This window comes from Pedobacter gandavensis (assembly GCF_032678745.1).
Taxonomy (GTDB): Bacteria; Bacteroidota; Bacteroidia; order Sphingobacteriales; family Sphingobacteriaceae; genus Pedobacter; species Pedobacter gandavensis_C.
Genome location: NZ_JAVTST010000011.1, coordinates 78219 through 95057 on the forward strand (window position 1 = coordinate 78219; position 16839 = coordinate 95057).

Consider the following 16839-nt stretch of genomic DNA (forward strand, 5'->3'; position numbering starts at 1 on the left):
TGGCCCATTATCTTAATTTTTTCGGGTTCTTCCCGGAGGTTACAGGCTTATTTGCTGAATATCCGGGATCGCCATCCTACTTACAACTGCAACCTTAAGTTCAATCCAAAAGTCCTGGTGCTTGGCAACTGGCCCATTTCCACACCTGGCATAATGGTCGAACCATTCAATGCAGCGGTTTCCGGATCGAAGGCTGGGAATTTAGAAATCATTGCCAGATCTCTACCATAAAATGCGATTGTAGCACCAGTGATGTTCATTCTCTTGATCCATGTTTTAGGCAAACGGTACTCGATTCTGGCTTCTCTTAGCTTTAGGTAGGATGCATCAAAGCTATTTGTTTCTACGTTCGCACGGCGATAATAATCGGCATACCATGTTGCCACAGGCACCTTAGTAGTATTTGGAGAAAAGCTACCATCGCTATTTTGTATTACACCATCACCAATTACACCACCTTCTTCCCTACCGGCAAGCGTGTGTGTTAGTTTTCCTTGTTCAGTCATTTTATGGTGTGTTTGAGAATAAACGATACCACCAAACTGACCGTCAACCAAAACGCTTAAAGTAAAATCCTTATACCTGAACTCATTGTGGAAACCACCTCGCCAGTCTGCATAAGCATTGCCTATCTTTTTCATGTCCGTAGGACGAACAGCAAATCCTGTTTTTTTATCAAAAATCACCTGTCCCTGGTCATTACGAACTAATCCGTAACCCCATAAATCACCTGTTGTTCCACCAACGGTGGCAATGATAGAAGCTGCACCAGAACCACTTTGCGCGATAATTTGCTGTGCACTCAATACATCTTTACTCAATTCAAGGATCCTGTTTTGGTTTTTCGACCAGGTTACTGTTGAAGTCCAGCTAAAATCACCTGACACCACTGGTTTCCCGCTCAACATTACCTCTACCCCTCTATTGCGTACCTTACCACCATTCACAAAGCCTTTAGAATAACCGGTTGTGATGTCTAATGGCACTAATAAAACCTGATTGCTGGTTGTAGAAGCATATAAGTTCAAGTCAGCAGTGATGCGGTTCTTGAAAAAAGAGACATTGGCACCTGTTTCCCATGAAGTAGACATTTCGGGTTTCAGATTGTCATTGAATAAGATTCCCGGTGCTTCGGCAGAGCCTGGAAACAGGGAAGAGCCATAGTATTTTTGAGTACGATAAGGTTCTGTATCCGAACCAATCTGCGCCCATGACAACCTTAATTTCGCAAAAGAAATTGCTTTTGGCATTTTGAACATTTCCGATAAAATGTAACTGGTACTTACCGAAGGATAGAAATAAGAGTTATTTCCTTTAGGTAAAGTAGAAGACCAGTCATTACGTCCGGTGATGTCCAGGTAAATTTTCTTGTCCCAATCCATATTGATCAAACCAAAAGCACTTTGTGTTTCCCTTCTGATCAATTCATTTTCAGCAAGCGCATTGGTTAGCGCATTCGACAATTTATATACTCCTGGCGACAATAAGCCACGTACAACCGAATTATTTTCTTTTAATGTTCTTCTCATTAAGTTACCACCAAAGGAAGCTCGGAAGCCCAGTTTAGGCATCAGATTCTTGGTATAGCTCAATAAAGCGTCTGTATTATATTCCTGAAAGTTTACATCCTGTTGCTTGTAATATCCTAATGGGAAGTTAGAAGTATCAAAAGTACGGCGTTGCTCGCGGGCATCTACACGCATATTTAATCCGGAACGTACCATTAACTCCCATTGATCATTAAAAGTATACACCCCTTGCAGGTTCCCCTCTAGGTTATTGCTGTTTAGACTATTGGTCATTTCATTGGCGATCAAATAAGGATTTTCTATGTAGGAGCTAAATGGATGAATTTGTTTCAGCTGCTCCAGACCTTTCTTCCACATTGGTTTATACCAATCCAGGTCCACATTGGGGTTCTGGAAAATCATAAAGTAGGCGATAGACTGACCATTGTACCCAGTTCCTGGAAGGTTATCGCTGGTTTTATTGGTATAACTGATCTTTGCATTCAGTTTCATTTTCTTAGAAATCTGCATGCTGGTATTCAGGGAAGCGACTAATCTTTCAAATCCTGTATTTGGCATGATCCATTCATTTTTGGTATGTGTGATGGAGGCTCTTGCTGTAAAATTATCCGTCCCACCATCCAGGGCTACACCATTCTGTAGCGTATAACCGGTACGCCAGTATCCTTTGATATTGTCTTTATAAGGAACCCATGGTGTACGTGTTAACCCTTGACCTTCTAAATTCGGATCATATTGAAAATAGCTCTGTCCATTAAATTTCGGACCGAATGCACTGGAAGTGGCACTCGTACTTACGCCATCGGCAGAAGCGCCATAAGAGTAGTACAATTCCCCGGCAGCATTTCTATTGTTATTTCCCTGACCATATTCATATTGATAATCTGGCCAGCGCAATACATCGTTAAAACTAGTATTGGAGTTAAATGTAATTCCAAGGCCATTTTCTCTTTTAGCGCCCGATTTAGTCGTAATGATCAAGGCTCCATTTTGTGCCCTACTGCCATAAAGTGCGGCTGCAGCGGCTCCTTTTAATACCGTAACCGAGGCGATGTCATCCGGGTTAATATCAGAGATTCCGTTTCCAAAATCGATTGGAATGTCTTTATCTGCCCCTGAAGAACCGGCACCATAAGCATCACTCACACCTGAACTCGCGCTACGGGTTAAGATAGGCACCCCATCTACCACAATCAATGCCTCATTGTTGCCACTCAGAGAGCGATCGCCACGAAGGTTGATTCTCGCACTATTGATCGGTCCAGAGCCCGTTTGCGTTAGTGTCATTCCAGGTACCTTCCCCTTTAAAGCGTCAGACCAGTTATTGGAAGGCGCATCAGAGATTTCTTTACCACTCACTACTGTTGCACCAAAACCTAAGGATTTTGCTTCACGTTTAATCCCCAATGCCGTAACCACCACTTCATTCAGCTCACTGCTGGACTCTGTAAGTGAAATCACCACATTACTTTGGTTTTCGGAGAATGCTTTCTTAGCTACATTATAGCCAATCATATTAAAGGATAGTATGGTTCCTTTTGGAACACTTACACTAAAGGCACCATCGCCATTTGTGGCAGCAAGTACTTTTCTATCCTGATCTGTAATGGTGACACCCGGCATTGGCATCCCATCTTTATGGTCTTTCACAATACCTTTAATCGTAACCGTTTCCTGTAAAATAGTCAGCGATTTAACTACTGGTGCAGCGCTCAACATTTGACTGGCAGGTACCATTGCCATAGCCAGAACGATTGCCCTGTACTTGAAAAATTTCGTAAACCGCAGATGATTGGTAAAAGTTTTCTTCATTATCGTTATCAATTGTGTGTGTTTAACATCCTGGAGCAGCCACATTTCGTTTCATTTCCATTTTGCGTTTCGCCGCAAATATCTCCCTAATACTGTTAACCATACATTATTGATGTGTTAAGTTAAAGTTCAAAAATGGCCTCTATTATCCAAAAAATGGCACTTCTCATAACCAAAGCAAACGAAAGCGTACTTAAAAACCATTGATAAATGCTCCGGCTTAGCGGCTAACTATCGGTAATTTCAATTGAAAAAGGGAATAGAATTCTAGCCAAGCAGAAGAACAAAGCTTCGTTAACCTTCGCTTAACATTAAAGCATAACAAAATGAAATACCAACAAAGGCTGCGGTAAAAACATAAGCGAATAATTTATTTTTTCATTTAATTTTGTTGCATCTTTAATTCTTAAGCAACCAAAACCACCACAAAAAAGCCCAACGATGATCAACATAGCAGAAAGACACCAGTACATTCTTCATAGAATTCAAGCAGAGGGATCTGTAGATGTACAGATTTTATGTAAGGAACTGGATGTTTCTTCGGTGACCATTCGTAAGGACCTGAAACTACTCGAAGACAAAAAGCTACTTTTCAGAACCCATGGTGGTGCTACTTTAAACAATCCCTATACAGTAGACCGGCCTGTAAATGAGAAAGAGCCATTACAATCTGCAGAGAAACTAAGAATAGCAAGTTCGGCAGCGGCTTTAGTGAAAGACAACGACTCTATTATTATCGCTTCTGGCACCACTGTGCTGGCATTAGCAAGAGCGATTCAGCCAAAGGGCAACCTTACTGTGATTACCTCCGCATTAAATGTTGCTTTAGAGCTGATCCGTCATGACCATATTGAGGTCATCCAATTGGGTGGACTATTGAGGAAAAGTTCTGCTTCGGTAACCGGTCCTTATTCTGATAACATCTTAAGCAATGTCTTTTGCAGTAAACTCTTTCTTGGTGTCGATGGCATTGATTTAGAGTTTGGCCTCACCACCACCAATGCTTTTGAAGCACAGCTGAATAAACAAATGATGGATGCTTCACAAAAAGTGATTGTATTGGCTGATTCTACGAAGTTTGGAAAAAGAGGATTCGGAAAAATCTGCGGCATTGAGGAAGTGGACCATGTGATTACCGATAATGGGATTTCCCCACAGGTTTTACAGCAGCTGGAAAGTTTAGGGATTGAAGTCTCCATCGTTTAAAATAGCAAAAACTTCATCACTTGTTAATATTGCGATCGATATTTTTGAATTATATCATCTGCATATGAACAACTTCTTCAAAGTCTTTAGTCCTAAAGATAAAAAGTTTCAGCCCTTATTTGAACAATGTGGGGGGAACCTGGTGCGCTTATCTGAAACCTTGTTGCTGACTTTAAGCACCACCGATTTAGAACAACGAAAAGTACACATCAAGGAAATCGAACGCATGGAACATACGGGCGAACAAATCCGCACTAAAGTATTCCTTAGCCTCAGCAAGAGTCTGATTACCCCATTCAGCAGGGAAGACATCCATGCCCTCATCAGCGCTTTGTATGCCATTGCCGATTATATGCATACTGCAGCCATCAACGTAGACCTCTATCAGGTAACGGAACTCAATAAACCGATGATCAGGATGGCACAGCTCCTGATTGAAATGTGCCGTGATCTGGAGATTGCACTCAAAGAACTTCGAACTTTTAAAAACACCGGATTAATCAGTGATGTTTGTCTGCGGATCTATAAAGGCGAAGGTCAGGCAGATGCAGTATGTAACCAAGCCCTGGCTTTTTTATTCCAATCAGGAATCAGTCCGATTGAATTGATCAAACAAAAGGAGATTTTGCAAATTCTGGAGATGGCAGCAGATAAATGCGATGATGTGGCTAACGTTCTGGAAAGCATTCTTGTAAAAAATACTTAAGCCCACTTGTAATTTCCATAATTAATACTTTACTTTGTCTTACAAAGTACTTTTATGGAAAAGCAAGAAATCTATTCTGAACTCCATTCTATCAGAAACCTGATGGAGCGTTCTGCAAAATTCATCTCCTTAAGCGGGTTATCTGGAATTTTGGCGGGAGTTTATGCCTTGATTGGTGCGGGCATCGCCTATTCACTGGTATACGGTCAAACTCTTGACATGGATTACCGGGAGCATTTCGTGAATGAACCAAAGCTCCTTTGGAATTTATTTTTTGTTGCTTTAGCCGTATTGATCCTTTCTATAGGCACAGGGATTTTCCTTACCCTTAGAAAAGCCAATAAGAACCAACAGAAAGTATGGAACCCGATTAGCAAAAAACTACTGTTCAGCATGTTGGTTCCTTTACTTACCGGAGGCAGTCTGATTCTGATTCTGTTTTTCAGAGGATACTATGGGGTCATCGCTCCTACATGTTTGATATTTTATGGCCTTGCCTTGGTTGGCGCCAGCACTTATACCTTTGAAGATGTAAAATGGTTAGGCTTAATGGAGTTGATTCTAGGTATATTTGCCGCTTTATTACCTGGATATGGCTTAGTTTTCTGGACAATAGGATTCGGATTACTCCACATCATTTACGGTACGATCATGCATTTTAAATACGACAAGTGAAAACCACATTAGCAAATTTCGATAAAGCCTTTGAAAACCGTGTTCGTTTGCAGATCATGAGCATTCTTGTGGCCAATGAAAACTACGACTTCAATTCTCTGAAAGAATTGCTGGGGGTGACGGATGGCAACCTGGCCTCCCACCTTAAAGCGCTGGAAAAAGAAGCCTATATCAACGTCTATAAATCCTTTCTCGGAAGAAAGCCAAATACCAGCTATGCAGCTTCTGAAAATGGAAGAATCGCCTTTTTAAAACACCTGGAATCCCTCGAAAATTTAATCAAACAACAGAAGTTCTAATTTTTTTTACCCAACTACTTTGAAAAACAAAGTACTTTTTAAAACAAAAACTATGGAAACCTTTCAAGCCCCAAAAGAAAAATCATTCTTTGCCCAAGTCCAAGAGTCTATGGGCGCTAAATTATTTCTAATTGCAGTACTTACATTGCTGCTATTGATCCCCTCTACCTGGATTCAATACTTGATTGAAGAACGGCAAGGCCGACAGGAGGAGGCCATAAAAGAAATCTCCGCGAAGTGGTCCGGTCCACAGCTAATTGAAAGTCCGGTACTTCAACTCCCTTATAAGACATGGATCAAGGCTACAGATGCTGCTGGAAAACCAATGATGAAAGAAAGTTTATCTACCATATACCTTCTTCCTGAAACACTGGATATCCAAAGTCAGGTGAATCCGGAAATCCTACATCGGGGAATCTTTGATGCGGTAGTCTATCATGCGAAAATCCGTTTAAATGGCAAGTTTAGTGCCTTGGAATGGACGAAATCGGGTATCAACCCCGACCTTATCCTCTGGGATAAAGCGAAGGTAGTTGCAGGAATCAGCGATTTTAAAGGTTTAAAAAACAGTCCTGTGATTAAAATCGAAGGGCAATCGTATGCAGCTGAGCCGGACTTTGCATCTGAAAACCTCTTTGCCAATAACCTGGCTGTCCCTATAGACCTTCAGGCATCAAAGAATACCGCGATACAATTCAACGTTGAGCTAGACCTTAGGGGCAGTGAGGCCTTAAATTTCCTTCACCTTGGCAAGAACAGCGTCATCAAAGTAAATGGCAACTGGAACAATCCTAGTTTCACCGGAGCGTTCCTTCCTGAGGCCAGAAACATTACAGAAAAGCAGTTTAGCAGTACCTGGAAAATGTCGAATTTCAATAGGTCCTTTCCGCAGCAATGGCTCAGTGGTCAACAGACCTTAAGTCCTCAAAACAAGGAAAAAGCTACGTTTGGAGTTAAATTTTTGCTGCCGGTAGATCAGTATCAGAAAACGATGCGCTCTGCAAAATATGCGATCCTCATCATTCTACTTAGTTTTATCTCCCTTTTCTTTATCGAATTGCTGAATAAAGTAAGAGTGAATCTGCTACAATATGTATTGATTGGTGCCGCTATGATTATCTATTATACCCTTCTGCTTTCCTTTACCGAGCAGGTTGGATTTGGCATCGCTTATTTTATCGCCTCAGCGGCTACTGTGATACTGGTAAGTACTTTTATTGGTGCTTTCTTAAGGAATAAAAAAGCAGCTATAGCTTTCGCTATCATCCTGAGTATATTCTATAGTTTTATCTATGTCATCATCCAGCTACAAGATCTCGCGCTACTTTTCGGCAGTGTTGGCTTGTTCATTACCGTGGCCTGTCTGATGTATTTTTCAGTTAAAATCAATTGGAATAAACCTGAAGAGGCTATTTCCCAACCATAAAAGCAAAGGGCAATTGTGTTTTCAGCACTGAGTTCCATGACCTGGAATTCAGTGCTTTTAAATTTACCAACGCCATTCACCGGCGATTTTAAGCGGCACTTCCAGGTTATTTTCCTGAAGGAACTTTTTCAAAACCTCGTCCGACTGCCTACTGACCGGAATGTTTGGTGTATTCGCCAGGGCATACACCAGCATGGCACTAAAGCGAACTGTATTTCTCAATTCCTGATCATCTACCAATGCGAATACATCTCCATCAGAATGATAAAAAGGGCCCGAGTTATTCGGCAATGCTTCGCCGGCGCCACCGCCGGTTGGAATCCCTTCCAATAAGAAAGGCTGATGATCGCTATGCAAGCCTGCGCCTGCATAAAATATATTTTTGAAACCAGCATCCAACTGATTGATCTGACTACCCCATGCAGTAAACAAACCTTTCATTTCTTTTCTACTCGTAGAAAAACCCTTAGGGTTATTGGCCATATCGTAGTTTAACATAAACCTGACTTTATCCAATGCGTTTTGTTTTTGCGCTGCAGCAACATAAGCTTTAGAGCCTAATAACCCTTGCTCTTCACCCATAAACAAGACAAATTCCAGCGTTCTCGCCGTTTTCAGGTTTAGCTTTTTGAACGTGCGTGCCATATCAATGATAGCGAAAGAACCGATCCCATTATCGATTGCCCCCGTTGCCAGGTCCCAGCTGTCTAAATGGCCACCTACTACAATTTTCTCTTCTGGCAAGGTAGTTCCTTTAAGCGTTGCGATCACATTCCTGGCTTTAATCAAACCCGAGAAATTGCGCATGTTTAAGCTGGCATATTGTTTCTTACTTTTCAGTGTTTCTTTCAGTGTCATTCCCTCTTCCAAACCGATGCAAAGTGCAGGGATTGGGATCAGCTTTCCGGTAACCGAGACGGTTCCCGTGAGCAATACGCCTCCTTTTACCCCATTGATCAGGATGATTCCGCTAGCCCCATGCTGAATGGCAATTGCTGCTTTTTCTGAACGGTGTAAATAAGGTGTTTTTTCCGGAGATCCGGGAAGTACTCCAAGGTATACCAATGCGATCTTTCCTTTCACTTTTCCGGCATCCTTGATATAGTCTGCTTCCAGGCCATTCCCTAAATCTACCAGCTCTGCCATTACACTAGCTTTTACCGGCGAATGTGCCAACGTAACCGAGTTTATCTTTTTCAACTCAATTTCAGAATCGCCGATTTTTGTTTCATTGCTGATCCTACTCCAGCTTTCCACTTCAAAAGGTTGGTATTTTACATCATACCCATAAGATTTCAGCAATTGAAATACATAGGCTTCTGCTTTCTCTCCATTTTCAGACCCTGTTAAGCGGTGTCCGATACTTTCTGTAGCGAATTTCAGGTTGCTATACGCTTTAGAATTGGCTTGTACATCCGTATTAATTTCTTTAAAAACAGGCATAAAATCATCCTGAGCCACTTGTTGCACTTGTATTTGTGTTTGTACCTGTGCTTGTACGCTTGTTTGTGCCGCAGCAGAAATAGCGGTACTACAAATTAGTAAACTAAAAAAAGCTTTCATAAAATGGGATTTTCAATGAAAATAAGGATTTTGCCCCTACAAGTCCTACCTGCGGGTCATTTTATTGTGCAACAAATTTATGTCGGTAGTTTATTTCTTCCGTTCTGTGGTATAGCGCACCAATTGCTCTAATCCTGTCCTGGCATCACCGGGTTCAAAGCTATAAAGGATATCGAAGGCTTCCTGCTGGTATTGCACCATTTTCTCATGCGCATAGCGAACTCCTTCTTTTGCATTCACAAAATCGATGATTTGCTGGATTTTTGCGGGGTCATCCTGATGATTTTTCACCAGACTGATCATTTTCTTTTTCTCTGCTTTATCGGAGCGGTTAAGCGCATAAATCAAAGGTAGCGTTACCTTTTTCTCTTTAATATCGATGCCTAATGGTTTCCCAACATCATCAGTTCCAAAGTCGAAAGTATCATCTTTAATCTGGAAAGCGATACCTACCTTTTCACCAAACAACCTCATTTTCTCAATGGTTTCTTCATCGGCACCGGCCGATGCAGCTCCACAAGCACAGCAAGAAGCAATTAGAGAAGCCGTTTTCTGACGGATTACATCGAAGTACAATTCTTCACTGATGTCCATCTTACGCACTTTTTCAATTTGCAGCAACTCGCCTTCACTCATTTGCTTCACTGCTTCGGAAACAATTTGCAGCAAACGGAATTCCCCATTATTGACAGAAAGCAACAGGCCTTTGGCCAGCAGATAATCACCTACTAATACAGCAATTTTGTTTTTCCATAAGGCATTGATGGAAAAGAAACCTCTACGTTCATAGGCATTGTCTACCACATCATCATGAACCAGTGTTGCAGTATGTAAAAGTTCCACTAAAGCGGCACCTCTATGAGTAGATTCAATGATTCCGCCGCAAAGTTTTGCAGCAAAGAAGACGAACATCGGACGAATTTGTTTACCCTTTCTTTTAACAATATAATGGGTAATTCTATCGAGTAATGGTGCGTCACTGTGCATTGAGGCCTTGAACTTTTCTTCGAAGGCAGCAATGTCGGCGGCTATGGGTAGTTTTATCTGATTTATTCCCGGCATTCAGGTGAAAAAATATGTGTGCAAACATAAATTAAATATCTTTAAAAGCGTACTTTTAGTAAAAAGTTTAAAGTGAAAAATACATTCAAAGTACTTATCGCCGTTATTTTAGTCGCTCTCGTGGTATATTTTATGGGTCCAAGACCTGCACAACCACTATACAGCGCTCAGCTTCCTGTTGTTCCTCAACTTCCAGAGCTTGAAAATTATGTAAAAACTATTGAGTCGAAGCACAAGATCAAGCCCGGTAACGAGGCGGAGATTGTATGGGCCGATTCTGCGTTAAAGCAGCAATCGGAGTATTCGGTTGTGTATTTACATGGGTATAGCGCTTCTAAAGAAGAGGGAAACCCGGTTCATACGCATCTGGCTAAAGAGATTCATGCCAATTTATATCTGGCCAGACTTGCTGATCACGGAGTAGATACCGTTGCGGCGATGGAGTATTATACGCCAGATAGGGCTTGGGAGAGTGCCAAACAGGCCCTGGAAATCGGAAAAAGATTAGGGAAAAAAGTAATTTTAGTTGGCACTTCTACCGGTGGTACTTTAGCTTTAAAGCTGGCTGCTACCTATCCTAAGGAAGTATACAGCCTGATGCTGATTTCTCCAAACATTGAGATCAATGATAAATTCGCCTGGTTGTTAAACAATCCATGGGGATTACAAATTGCACGCTTAAACTTTGGTGGTAAAGAAAGAGAAGTTTCCGGTGATGGTCCTGAATACAACAAATATTGGTACACCAAATACCGTCTGGAATCTGCTGTTCAACTACAGGAGCTGGTGGAAACGACCATGAACAAACAGACATTTGAAAAAGTAACACAGCCCACCTTGCTGTTGTATTACTATAAAAATGAACAGGAACAAGATAAAACAGTCAAAGTATCTGCTGAATTAAGAATGTTTGATGAATTGGGTACGCCTGCTTCCTTAAAGGTTAAAAAGGCAATTCCTAATGGCGGGGACCATGTTTTAGGTTCTTACATTACATCAAAAGACATCCCATCTGTATTACAGGCGATCGATGATTTTGTAAAGCAGGTATTAAAAATTCCGGTACAAGAAAAAGCCGCTGTACAACCTTAATGGTTGATCAGCGGCCTTTATACTTTAGCAGTCTCTATCCTAATTACTGAACATAGAAGCTTTAGCTACCTGCTGCGATATGCGCAAAGATTTGTTCGGCATGTACCCTGCTATTTTCTATATACCATTTATGAGTATCCATACCTCCACATACTACTCCTGCCAGGTATAAGCCTGGTAGGTTACTTTCCATGCTTTCTTCATTATAGAAAGGCTGCGTACCATCTCCCATTTCTACGCCTAAGTTTTTTAACATCGTAAAATCAGGATGATAACCGGTCATGGCAATTACAAAATCATTGTCGATCGTATGCTCCCCCTCAGGAGTTTTAATTCGAACCTGCCCCACCATAATCTCCGTTACTTCCGAATGAAAATGAGCGGTAATTCCACCTTCTTTAATCCTATTTTCAATATCCGGACGAACCCAATATTTCACATAAGAACCAATTTCTCCACTACGGATCACCAGCGTTACCTTAGCTCCTTTACGGTATGTTTCCAAAGCGGCATCAATGGCTGAATTGTTCGCCCCTATCACTACTACATTCTGAAAAGCATACAAATGCGGATCTTTATAATAGTGAGTCACTTTTGGCAGCGATTCTCCGGGGATATTCATCATTAAGGGAATGTCATAAAACCCAGTGGCCACAATTACTTTTTTGGCTTGATACTTTCTTTTAGAAGTCCCGACCTGAAAAATACCATCTGCCTGTTTCTCTACCTTCTCCACTTCTTCAAAAAGATGAATATTCAAAGAGAACTTTTCTTTGACTCTCCTATAGTATTCAACTGCTTCATTACGATTGGGCTTTGGATTGATACTCACGAAGGGTACCTCTCCTATCTCCAGTCGTTGGGAAGTAGAAAAGAAAGTCATGAACACCGGATAATTGAACAGGCTGTTCACCAATGCCCCTTTTTCTACGATGACATAGGTCAATCCGGCCTTTTTAGCTTCAATTGCACAAGCCATCCCTATCGGGCCGGCACCAATAATCAGTACATCGTAATTGTTCATTTTATCCGCTTTACTTTAGGATTAAGCTTTCATGCCTTTAGAAGGACAAGCAAAATCAGTACGTTTCAATCTTGTATTTTTGATGGCTCCATAACCACCGGCAATGTCGATTACATTTTCCACTCCACGGGCTTTAAGAATGGAGGCGGCTACCATGGAGCGGTATCCCCCGGCACAATGGATGTAATAAGTTTCCTTATGGTCGATCTCATTGGTCCAATCGTTGATATAATCCAAAGGACGTGTTAACGTTTGTTCCAGGTGTTCTGCTGCATATTCTCCTGGTTTTCTCACATCCAGGGCTTTCACATTTTCATTGTTATTCAATACCTCTTCAAATTCCGCAGCAGAGATGGAAGTAATGCGATCCAGTTCTTTGCCTGCGGCTTCCCAAAGGCTGATGCCATCCATTAAAAATCCAATGGTATTGTCGTAGCCTACTCTGGAAAGTCGCGTAATCGCTTCTTCTTCTTTACCTGGTTCAGCTACCAATAGCAAAGGTTGTTTCAAATCGGTGATTAAAGCGCCTACCCAAGGGGCAAACTGCCCATTTAACCCAATATTCACAGAAGAAGGGATAAAGCCCTTAGCGAAGACCTGAGGATCTCTGGTGTCAAGGATCAAAGCCCCAGTGTTGTTTGCCATAGCTTCAAATTCGTCTGGTGTTAAAGGCGTCAATCCTTTCTCACAAACTTCTTCAAAACTCTCATAACCATGTTTGTTCATGGCGGCATTTTTGGCAAAATATTGCGGTGGAGGTAAAATACCCTCCGTTACTTCTTTTACAAATTGTTCTTTTGACTTCGCTTTAAGTGCGTAGTTGACTTCTTTCTGATGTCCTAAAGTATCGAAAGTTTCCTTGCTCATGTTCTTTCCGCAGGCAGAACCGGCACCATGTGCAGGGTATACCAATACGTCATCAGGAAGGCATAGAATTTTATTATGCAGGGAATCGTAAAGTGTAGCTGCCATATCTTCCATCGTCAGTTCTCCTTTTTGTGCCAGATCCGGGCGGCCAACATCACCGATAAACAAGGTATCTCCGGTAAAGATACAATGTACTTTCCCTTGCTCATCTGTTAACAGATAAGTGGTCGATTCCGGAGTATGGCCAGGTGTATGCAAAGTAGTGATTGTTAATGCGCCAATTTTGAAGGTTTGTCCATCTGTGGCGATCAAAGATTTGAAAGTTGTTTGAGCGGTTGGACCGTAAACGATTTCCGCGCCTGATTTTTCTGCCAGGTCTACATGTCCTGATACAAAATCGGCGTGGAAATGAGTTTCAAAAATATATTTTATTGTTGCATTGTCTTTCTCCGCACGTTTAAGATAGGGATCTATCTCCCGTAGGGGATCAATAATTGCCGCTTCACCATTACTTTCTATGTAATAGGCTGCCTCTGCTAAACAACCTGTATATATCTGCTCTATCTTCATTCCAATTTGCTATGAGCTGCAAAATTAAGGTTATAATTGAATAGACCAAGATTTTGGTTTTTAATTACATTGGCAGGATAACAAATTTAGGCAGTCAGCTCTCCGCGAAGGGATTGCTCCATCAAAGCAGCCACTTCTGAATTGGTATAATCCTGTCCCATTAAATACATCAGTTTAGTAACGGTAGCTTCGAAAGTAATGTCGTAACCGCATACCACTCCCATTTGCTGTAATTTTTTACTGGTTTCATATTTCCCCAATTCCACAGATCCTCTTTTACACTGTGTAATGTCGATGATCAGTTTGCCATTATTGATGGCTTCCTCTAAGCTGGCGATAAACCAATCGGCGGTATTGGTATTTCCGGAACCAAAAGTCTCCAGTACGATGGCATCCACTCCGGATTTGGTAATGGCATGAACGGCTTGAGGAGAAATTCCGGGATACAGTTTCAATACACCGATATTGGCATTGAACTTCGTATGCACCTTTAAAGGTTCAGTAGGTTGTTTGGCGATGTAGTTTTTATAGAAAGAAAGGTGTACGCCTGCTTCTGCCAGAATCGGATAATTTGGCGAGCGGAAAGCTTCAAACTTTTCTGAATTGTATTTTATAGAGCGATTGCCACGAAACAGCTGATAATCGAAATAAATACATACTTCAGGCACCATTGCTTTCCCTTGTTTCTTGGTGGCCGCGATTTCCAATGCGGTAATCAGGTTTTCTTTGGCATCTGTTCTGATCTCACCTATCGGCAACTGAGATCCGGTTAAGATCACGGGTTTAGACAGGTTTTCCAGCATAAAGCTCAATGCTGAAGCGGTAAAGGACATGGTATCAGAGCCATGAAGAATCACAAAACCATCAAATTCCTCATATTTATCCCTGATTAAGCTGGCTAATTCTTCCCAAATCAAGGGGTCCATATTGGAGGAGTCTATGATGGGGTCAAAAGAATGCACGGAAAGGTCGTAATTTAACCTGGCCAGTTCCGGAACATTTTGTTGAATTTGCTCAAAGTTAAAGGGAATGAGTACACCGGTTTTAGGATCGTTTACCATTCCTATGGTTCCGCCGGTGTAGATGATCAGTATTTTAGTCATTGGTTAGATGTTGAAGATAGTTTTAGAATTGGCAGTAGTTTTTGCAGCAATTTCTTCGATATCGGTTTGGTAAATGTCTGCTAATTTTTCCGCAATATGAATCAGGTAACTGCTTTCATTTGGTTTACCACGGAAAGGGACAGGTGCCAGGTAAGGAGAATCGGTTTCCAGCACAAGATTGGCCAACGGGATTTCTTTCAAAACCTCGTCCAGTCCAGCTTTTTTATAGGTAACTACTCCACCGATACCCAGGTAAAAACCAAGGTCGATGGCTTGTTTTGCTTGCGCTACATTCCCGGTAAAGCAATGTAAGATCCCTCTTAATTTGGCATCTTTTTCTTTTTCCAGGACTTCGAAGATCTCATCGAAAGCTTCTCTGCAATGGATAACAATAGGCAGGTTGAGATCTTTCGCCCATTTGATTTGTTCAGTAAAGGCGATTTTTTGAATATCTAAAGTCGTTTTATCCCAATGGAGGTCGATTCCGATCTCGCCAATGGCATAAATGTCTCTACCGACTATACTTTCGCAGATCTCGTCCAACACCAGTTCATAGTCTTCCTTTACATCACACGGGTGTAAACCGGCCATTGCGAAACAATTGGCAGGATATTTTTCCACCATTGCATTGATTTTGGCAATAGAGGCAACATCAACATTGGGCAGGAACAATCGTTCTACATTATTATCGAGACATCTTTGCATCAAGATATCTAATTTTTCAGGGTCTGTCTCGTAATATAGGTGGGTATGGGTATCCGTAAAAAGCATGGACAAAGTTAATAAAAAAAGCCCGTCCGCTATATGCGGACGGGCTCTTCTATTTTATGCTTTTTTATTATTTTTTTCCTGTTGGAGCAACTGTTGCAGGTGTTAATGCCGCAGCAGGTTGTGCTTTAGGTTTTTTGATATCTGCCAATTCCACGTCAAATACTAGAGGAGCGAAAGGACTGATACCACCTTGTTGCATTCCACCTTCGCCATAAGCTAAAGCTGAAGGAATCACCATAGTCATTTTACCACCTTTACCGATCAATTGTAAACCTTCATCAAATCCAGGAATTGCTCTACCTAAAACGATTGCACGTGGACCATAAGTAGCCATTGGATTGTGTTTACCTGATTCTTTAGCGATTTTCTCATCACTGGTATCGAAGATATTGTCTTTACCGTCAGATTTTTTAGTCGTTAATTTACCAGTATAGTTTACCATCATGGTATCTCCTAAAACAGGTTTTTCGTTGTTACCTGGTTTAACAATTACATATTGTAATCCTGAAGCCGTAGTAGTTGTTTTAAGGTTGTTATCAGCGATGTATTTTTTGATTTTACCCGCTTCCGAAGCTTTCATTTTTTCAATGTTTGCTTTGTAATCTTTTTCAAAAAACTCTCTTGCTTTTTTCTGGAAAGTTGAATCTGCTTCGTCTTTACCTTTTGCTAATACTTTTTCTACTTTAATAGTAAAAATAAGGTATTTATCTTTTTGACCAGCTGGTTTCGGCTGACCAGAATATTTAGCAACTGTATCTAAATCTAATTTGAAAGTAGCACTATCGCCTTCTCCAAACATGGTCAATACGTCGTTCATATCACCAGCAAATACTTTTTTCTGAACAGGGAACACTTGTGGTGCTTCCATATCCCATGTATTTACAGTTACCGAGTCTTTTTCAGTTTTTTGAATAAAGTTCAATTTTACAATATCACCTTCTTTAATTTTATCTTTTCCACCATCTTTGTGAATGGTGTACATCAGGCCACCCGGACCTTTTTTGTATTGGTTACAAGCAGCTAATCCAAGTGTTGCTGCGAAAAGAATTACGATACCTTTCTTCATGTGGTTTATTAAGTTTTTGTTTTTTATTTAATTTCTTTTATTTCTGCAAGGAAGGTTGCCCCTCCATT

General features: G+C 41.2%; 14 protein-coding genes. 6 read left to right on the plus strand and 8 right to left on the minus strand.

From position 1 onward, the window contains the following. Positions 1 to 80: 80 nt before the first annotated feature. Positions 81 to 3341: a SusC/RagA family TonB-linked outer membrane protein gene (locus R2S10_RS23585; protein WP_316842858.1), complete on the minus strand. Its 3261-nt coding sequence runs from the start codon at positions 3339 to 3341 to the stop codon at positions 81 to 83. Between the two features lie 441 nt (positions 3342 to 3782). Here R2S10_RS23585 and R2S10_RS23590 point away from each other — a divergent pair, with 441 nt between their 5' ends. The 5 genes from R2S10_RS23590 (at position 3783) to creD (ending at position 7653) form a co-directional block, all read left to right on the plus strand. Continuing rightward, positions 3783 to 4547, plus strand: coding sequence for a DeoR/GlpR family DNA-binding transcription regulator (locus R2S10_RS23590; RefSeq protein ID WP_316842859.1), 765 nt, complete (start codon positions 3783 to 3785; stop codon positions 4545 to 4547). Positions 4548 to 4611: 64 nt separating this feature from the next. Beyond that, a complete protein-coding gene (locus tag R2S10_RS23595; protein WP_316842860.1) occupies positions 4612 to 5253 on the plus strand; it encodes a DUF47 domain-containing protein in 642 nt (213 codons plus the stop codon). Between the two features lie 54 nt (positions 5254 to 5307). Further along, positions 5308 to 5928, plus strand: coding sequence for a hypothetical protein (locus R2S10_RS23600; RefSeq protein WP_316842861.1), 621 nt, complete (start codon positions 5308 to 5310; stop codon positions 5926 to 5928). Continuing rightward, positions 5925 to 6227, plus strand: a complete 303-nt coding sequence (locus R2S10_RS23605) for a transcriptional regulator (protein ID WP_316842862.1) — start codon at positions 5925 to 5927, stop codon at positions 6225 to 6227. The genes R2S10_RS23600 and R2S10_RS23605 overlap by 4 nt, the downstream gene beginning before the upstream one ends. Positions 6228 to 6279: 52 nt before the next feature. After that, a complete protein-coding gene (gene creD, locus R2S10_RS23610; protein WP_316842863.1) occupies positions 6280 to 7653 on the plus strand; it encodes a cell envelope integrity protein CreD in 1374 nt (457 codons plus the stop codon). A 63-nt stretch (positions 7654 to 7716) separates the two neighbouring features. Here the strand turns inward: creD and R2S10_RS23615 are convergent, their stop codons facing one another. Both R2S10_RS23615 and R2S10_RS23620 read right to left on the minus strand, forming a co-directional pair. Then, positions 7717 to 9216 carry a M28 family peptidase gene (locus R2S10_RS23615; protein ID WP_316842864.1) on the minus strand — a complete coding sequence of 500 codons (1500 nt, stop codon included), beginning with the start codon at positions 9214 to 9216 and terminating at the stop codon, positions 7717 to 7719. Between the two features lie 90 nt (positions 9217 to 9306). Further along, positions 9307 to 10278 (minus strand): polyprenyl synthetase family protein, encoded by a 972-nt coding sequence (locus R2S10_RS23620; RefSeq protein WP_316842865.1) that lies wholly within the window; start codon positions 10276 to 10278, stop codon positions 9307 to 9309. A 72-nt stretch (positions 10279 to 10350) separates the two neighbouring features. On the opposite strand from R2S10_RS23620, the gene R2S10_RS23625 reads away from it, so the two are divergent. Beyond that, positions 10351 to 11370 carry an alpha/beta hydrolase gene (locus R2S10_RS23625; protein WP_316842866.1) on the plus strand — a complete coding sequence of 340 codons (1020 nt, stop codon included), beginning with the start codon at positions 10351 to 10353 and terminating at the stop codon, positions 11368 to 11370. 61 nt (positions 11371 to 11431) lie between these two features. Here the strand turns inward: R2S10_RS23625 and R2S10_RS23630 are convergent, their stop codons facing one another. The 5 genes from R2S10_RS23630 to R2S10_RS23650 all read right to left on the minus strand — a co-directional run bounded on the left by R2S10_RS23630 (position 11432) and on the right by R2S10_RS23650 (position 16771). Further along, positions 11432 to 12394, minus strand: coding sequence for a YpdA family putative bacillithiol disulfide reductase (locus tag R2S10_RS23630; protein WP_316842867.1), 963 nt, complete (start codon positions 12392 to 12394; stop codon positions 11432 to 11434). A 21-nt stretch (positions 12395 to 12415) separates the two neighbouring features. Continuing rightward, a complete protein-coding gene (locus R2S10_RS23635) occupies positions 12416 to 13831 on the minus strand; it encodes an MBL fold metallo-hydrolase (RefSeq protein WP_316842868.1) in 1416 nt (471 codons plus the stop codon). Between the two features lie 86 nt (positions 13832 to 13917). Next, entirely contained in the window at positions 13918 to 14934 is a 1017-nt protein-coding gene (locus R2S10_RS23640; protein WP_316842869.1) for a type I asparaginase, read from the minus strand. Between the two features lie 3 nt (positions 14935 to 14937). Beyond that, a complete protein-coding gene (locus R2S10_RS23645) occupies positions 14938 to 15705 on the minus strand; it encodes a TatD family hydrolase (protein WP_316842870.1) in 768 nt (255 codons plus the stop codon). A 67-nt stretch (positions 15706 to 15772) separates the two neighbouring features. Further along, complete coding sequence (locus R2S10_RS23650) at positions 15773 to 16771, minus strand: FKBP-type peptidyl-prolyl cis-trans isomerase (protein ID WP_316842871.1); 999 nt, start codon at positions 16769 to 16771, stop codon at positions 15773 to 15775. Positions 16772 to 16839: the final 68 nt, after the last annotated feature.

Coding starts and splice junctions, on each gene's coding strand:
- R2S10_RS23645 (WP_316842870.1), bottom strand. CDS start 15,705: ATGCTTTTTACGGATACCCATACCCACCTATATTACGAGACAGACCCT.
- R2S10_RS23640 (WP_316842869.1), bottom strand. CDS start 14,934: ATGACTAAAATACTGATCATCTACACCGGCGGAACCATAGGAATGGTA.
- R2S10_RS23585 (WP_316842858.1), bottom strand. CDS start 3,341: ATGAAGAAAACTTTTACCAATCATCTGCGGTTTACGAAATTTTTCAAG.
- R2S10_RS23600 (WP_316842861.1), top strand. CDS start 5,308: ATGGAAAAGCAAGAAATCTATTCTGAACTCCATTCTATCAGAAACCTG.
- R2S10_RS23630 (WP_316842867.1), bottom strand. CDS start 12,394: ATGAACAATTACGATGTACTGATTATTGGTGCCGGCCCGATAGGGATG.
- R2S10_RS23590 (WP_316842859.1), top strand. CDS start 3,783: ATGATCAACATAGCAGAAAGACACCAGTACATTCTTCATAGAATTCAA.
- R2S10_RS23620 (WP_316842865.1), bottom strand. CDS start 10,278: ATGCCGGGAATAAATCAGATAAAACTACCCATAGCCGCCGACATTGCT.
- R2S10_RS23650 (WP_316842871.1), bottom strand. CDS start 16,771: ATGAAGAAAGGTATCGTAATTCTTTTCGCAGCAACACTTGGATTAGCT.
- creD (WP_316842863.1), top strand. CDS start 6,280: ATGGAAACCTTTCAAGCCCCAAAAGAAAAATCATTCTTTGCCCAAGTC.
- R2S10_RS23635 (WP_316842868.1), bottom strand. CDS start 13,831: ATGAAGATAGAGCAGATATATACAGGTTGTTTAGCAGAGGCAGCCTAT.
- R2S10_RS23615 (WP_316842864.1), bottom strand. CDS start 9,216: ATGAAAGCTTTTTTTAGTTTACTAATTTGTAGTACCGCTATTTCTGCT.
- R2S10_RS23595 (WP_316842860.1), top strand. CDS start 4,612: ATGAACAACTTCTTCAAAGTCTTTAGTCCTAAAGATAAAAAGTTTCAG.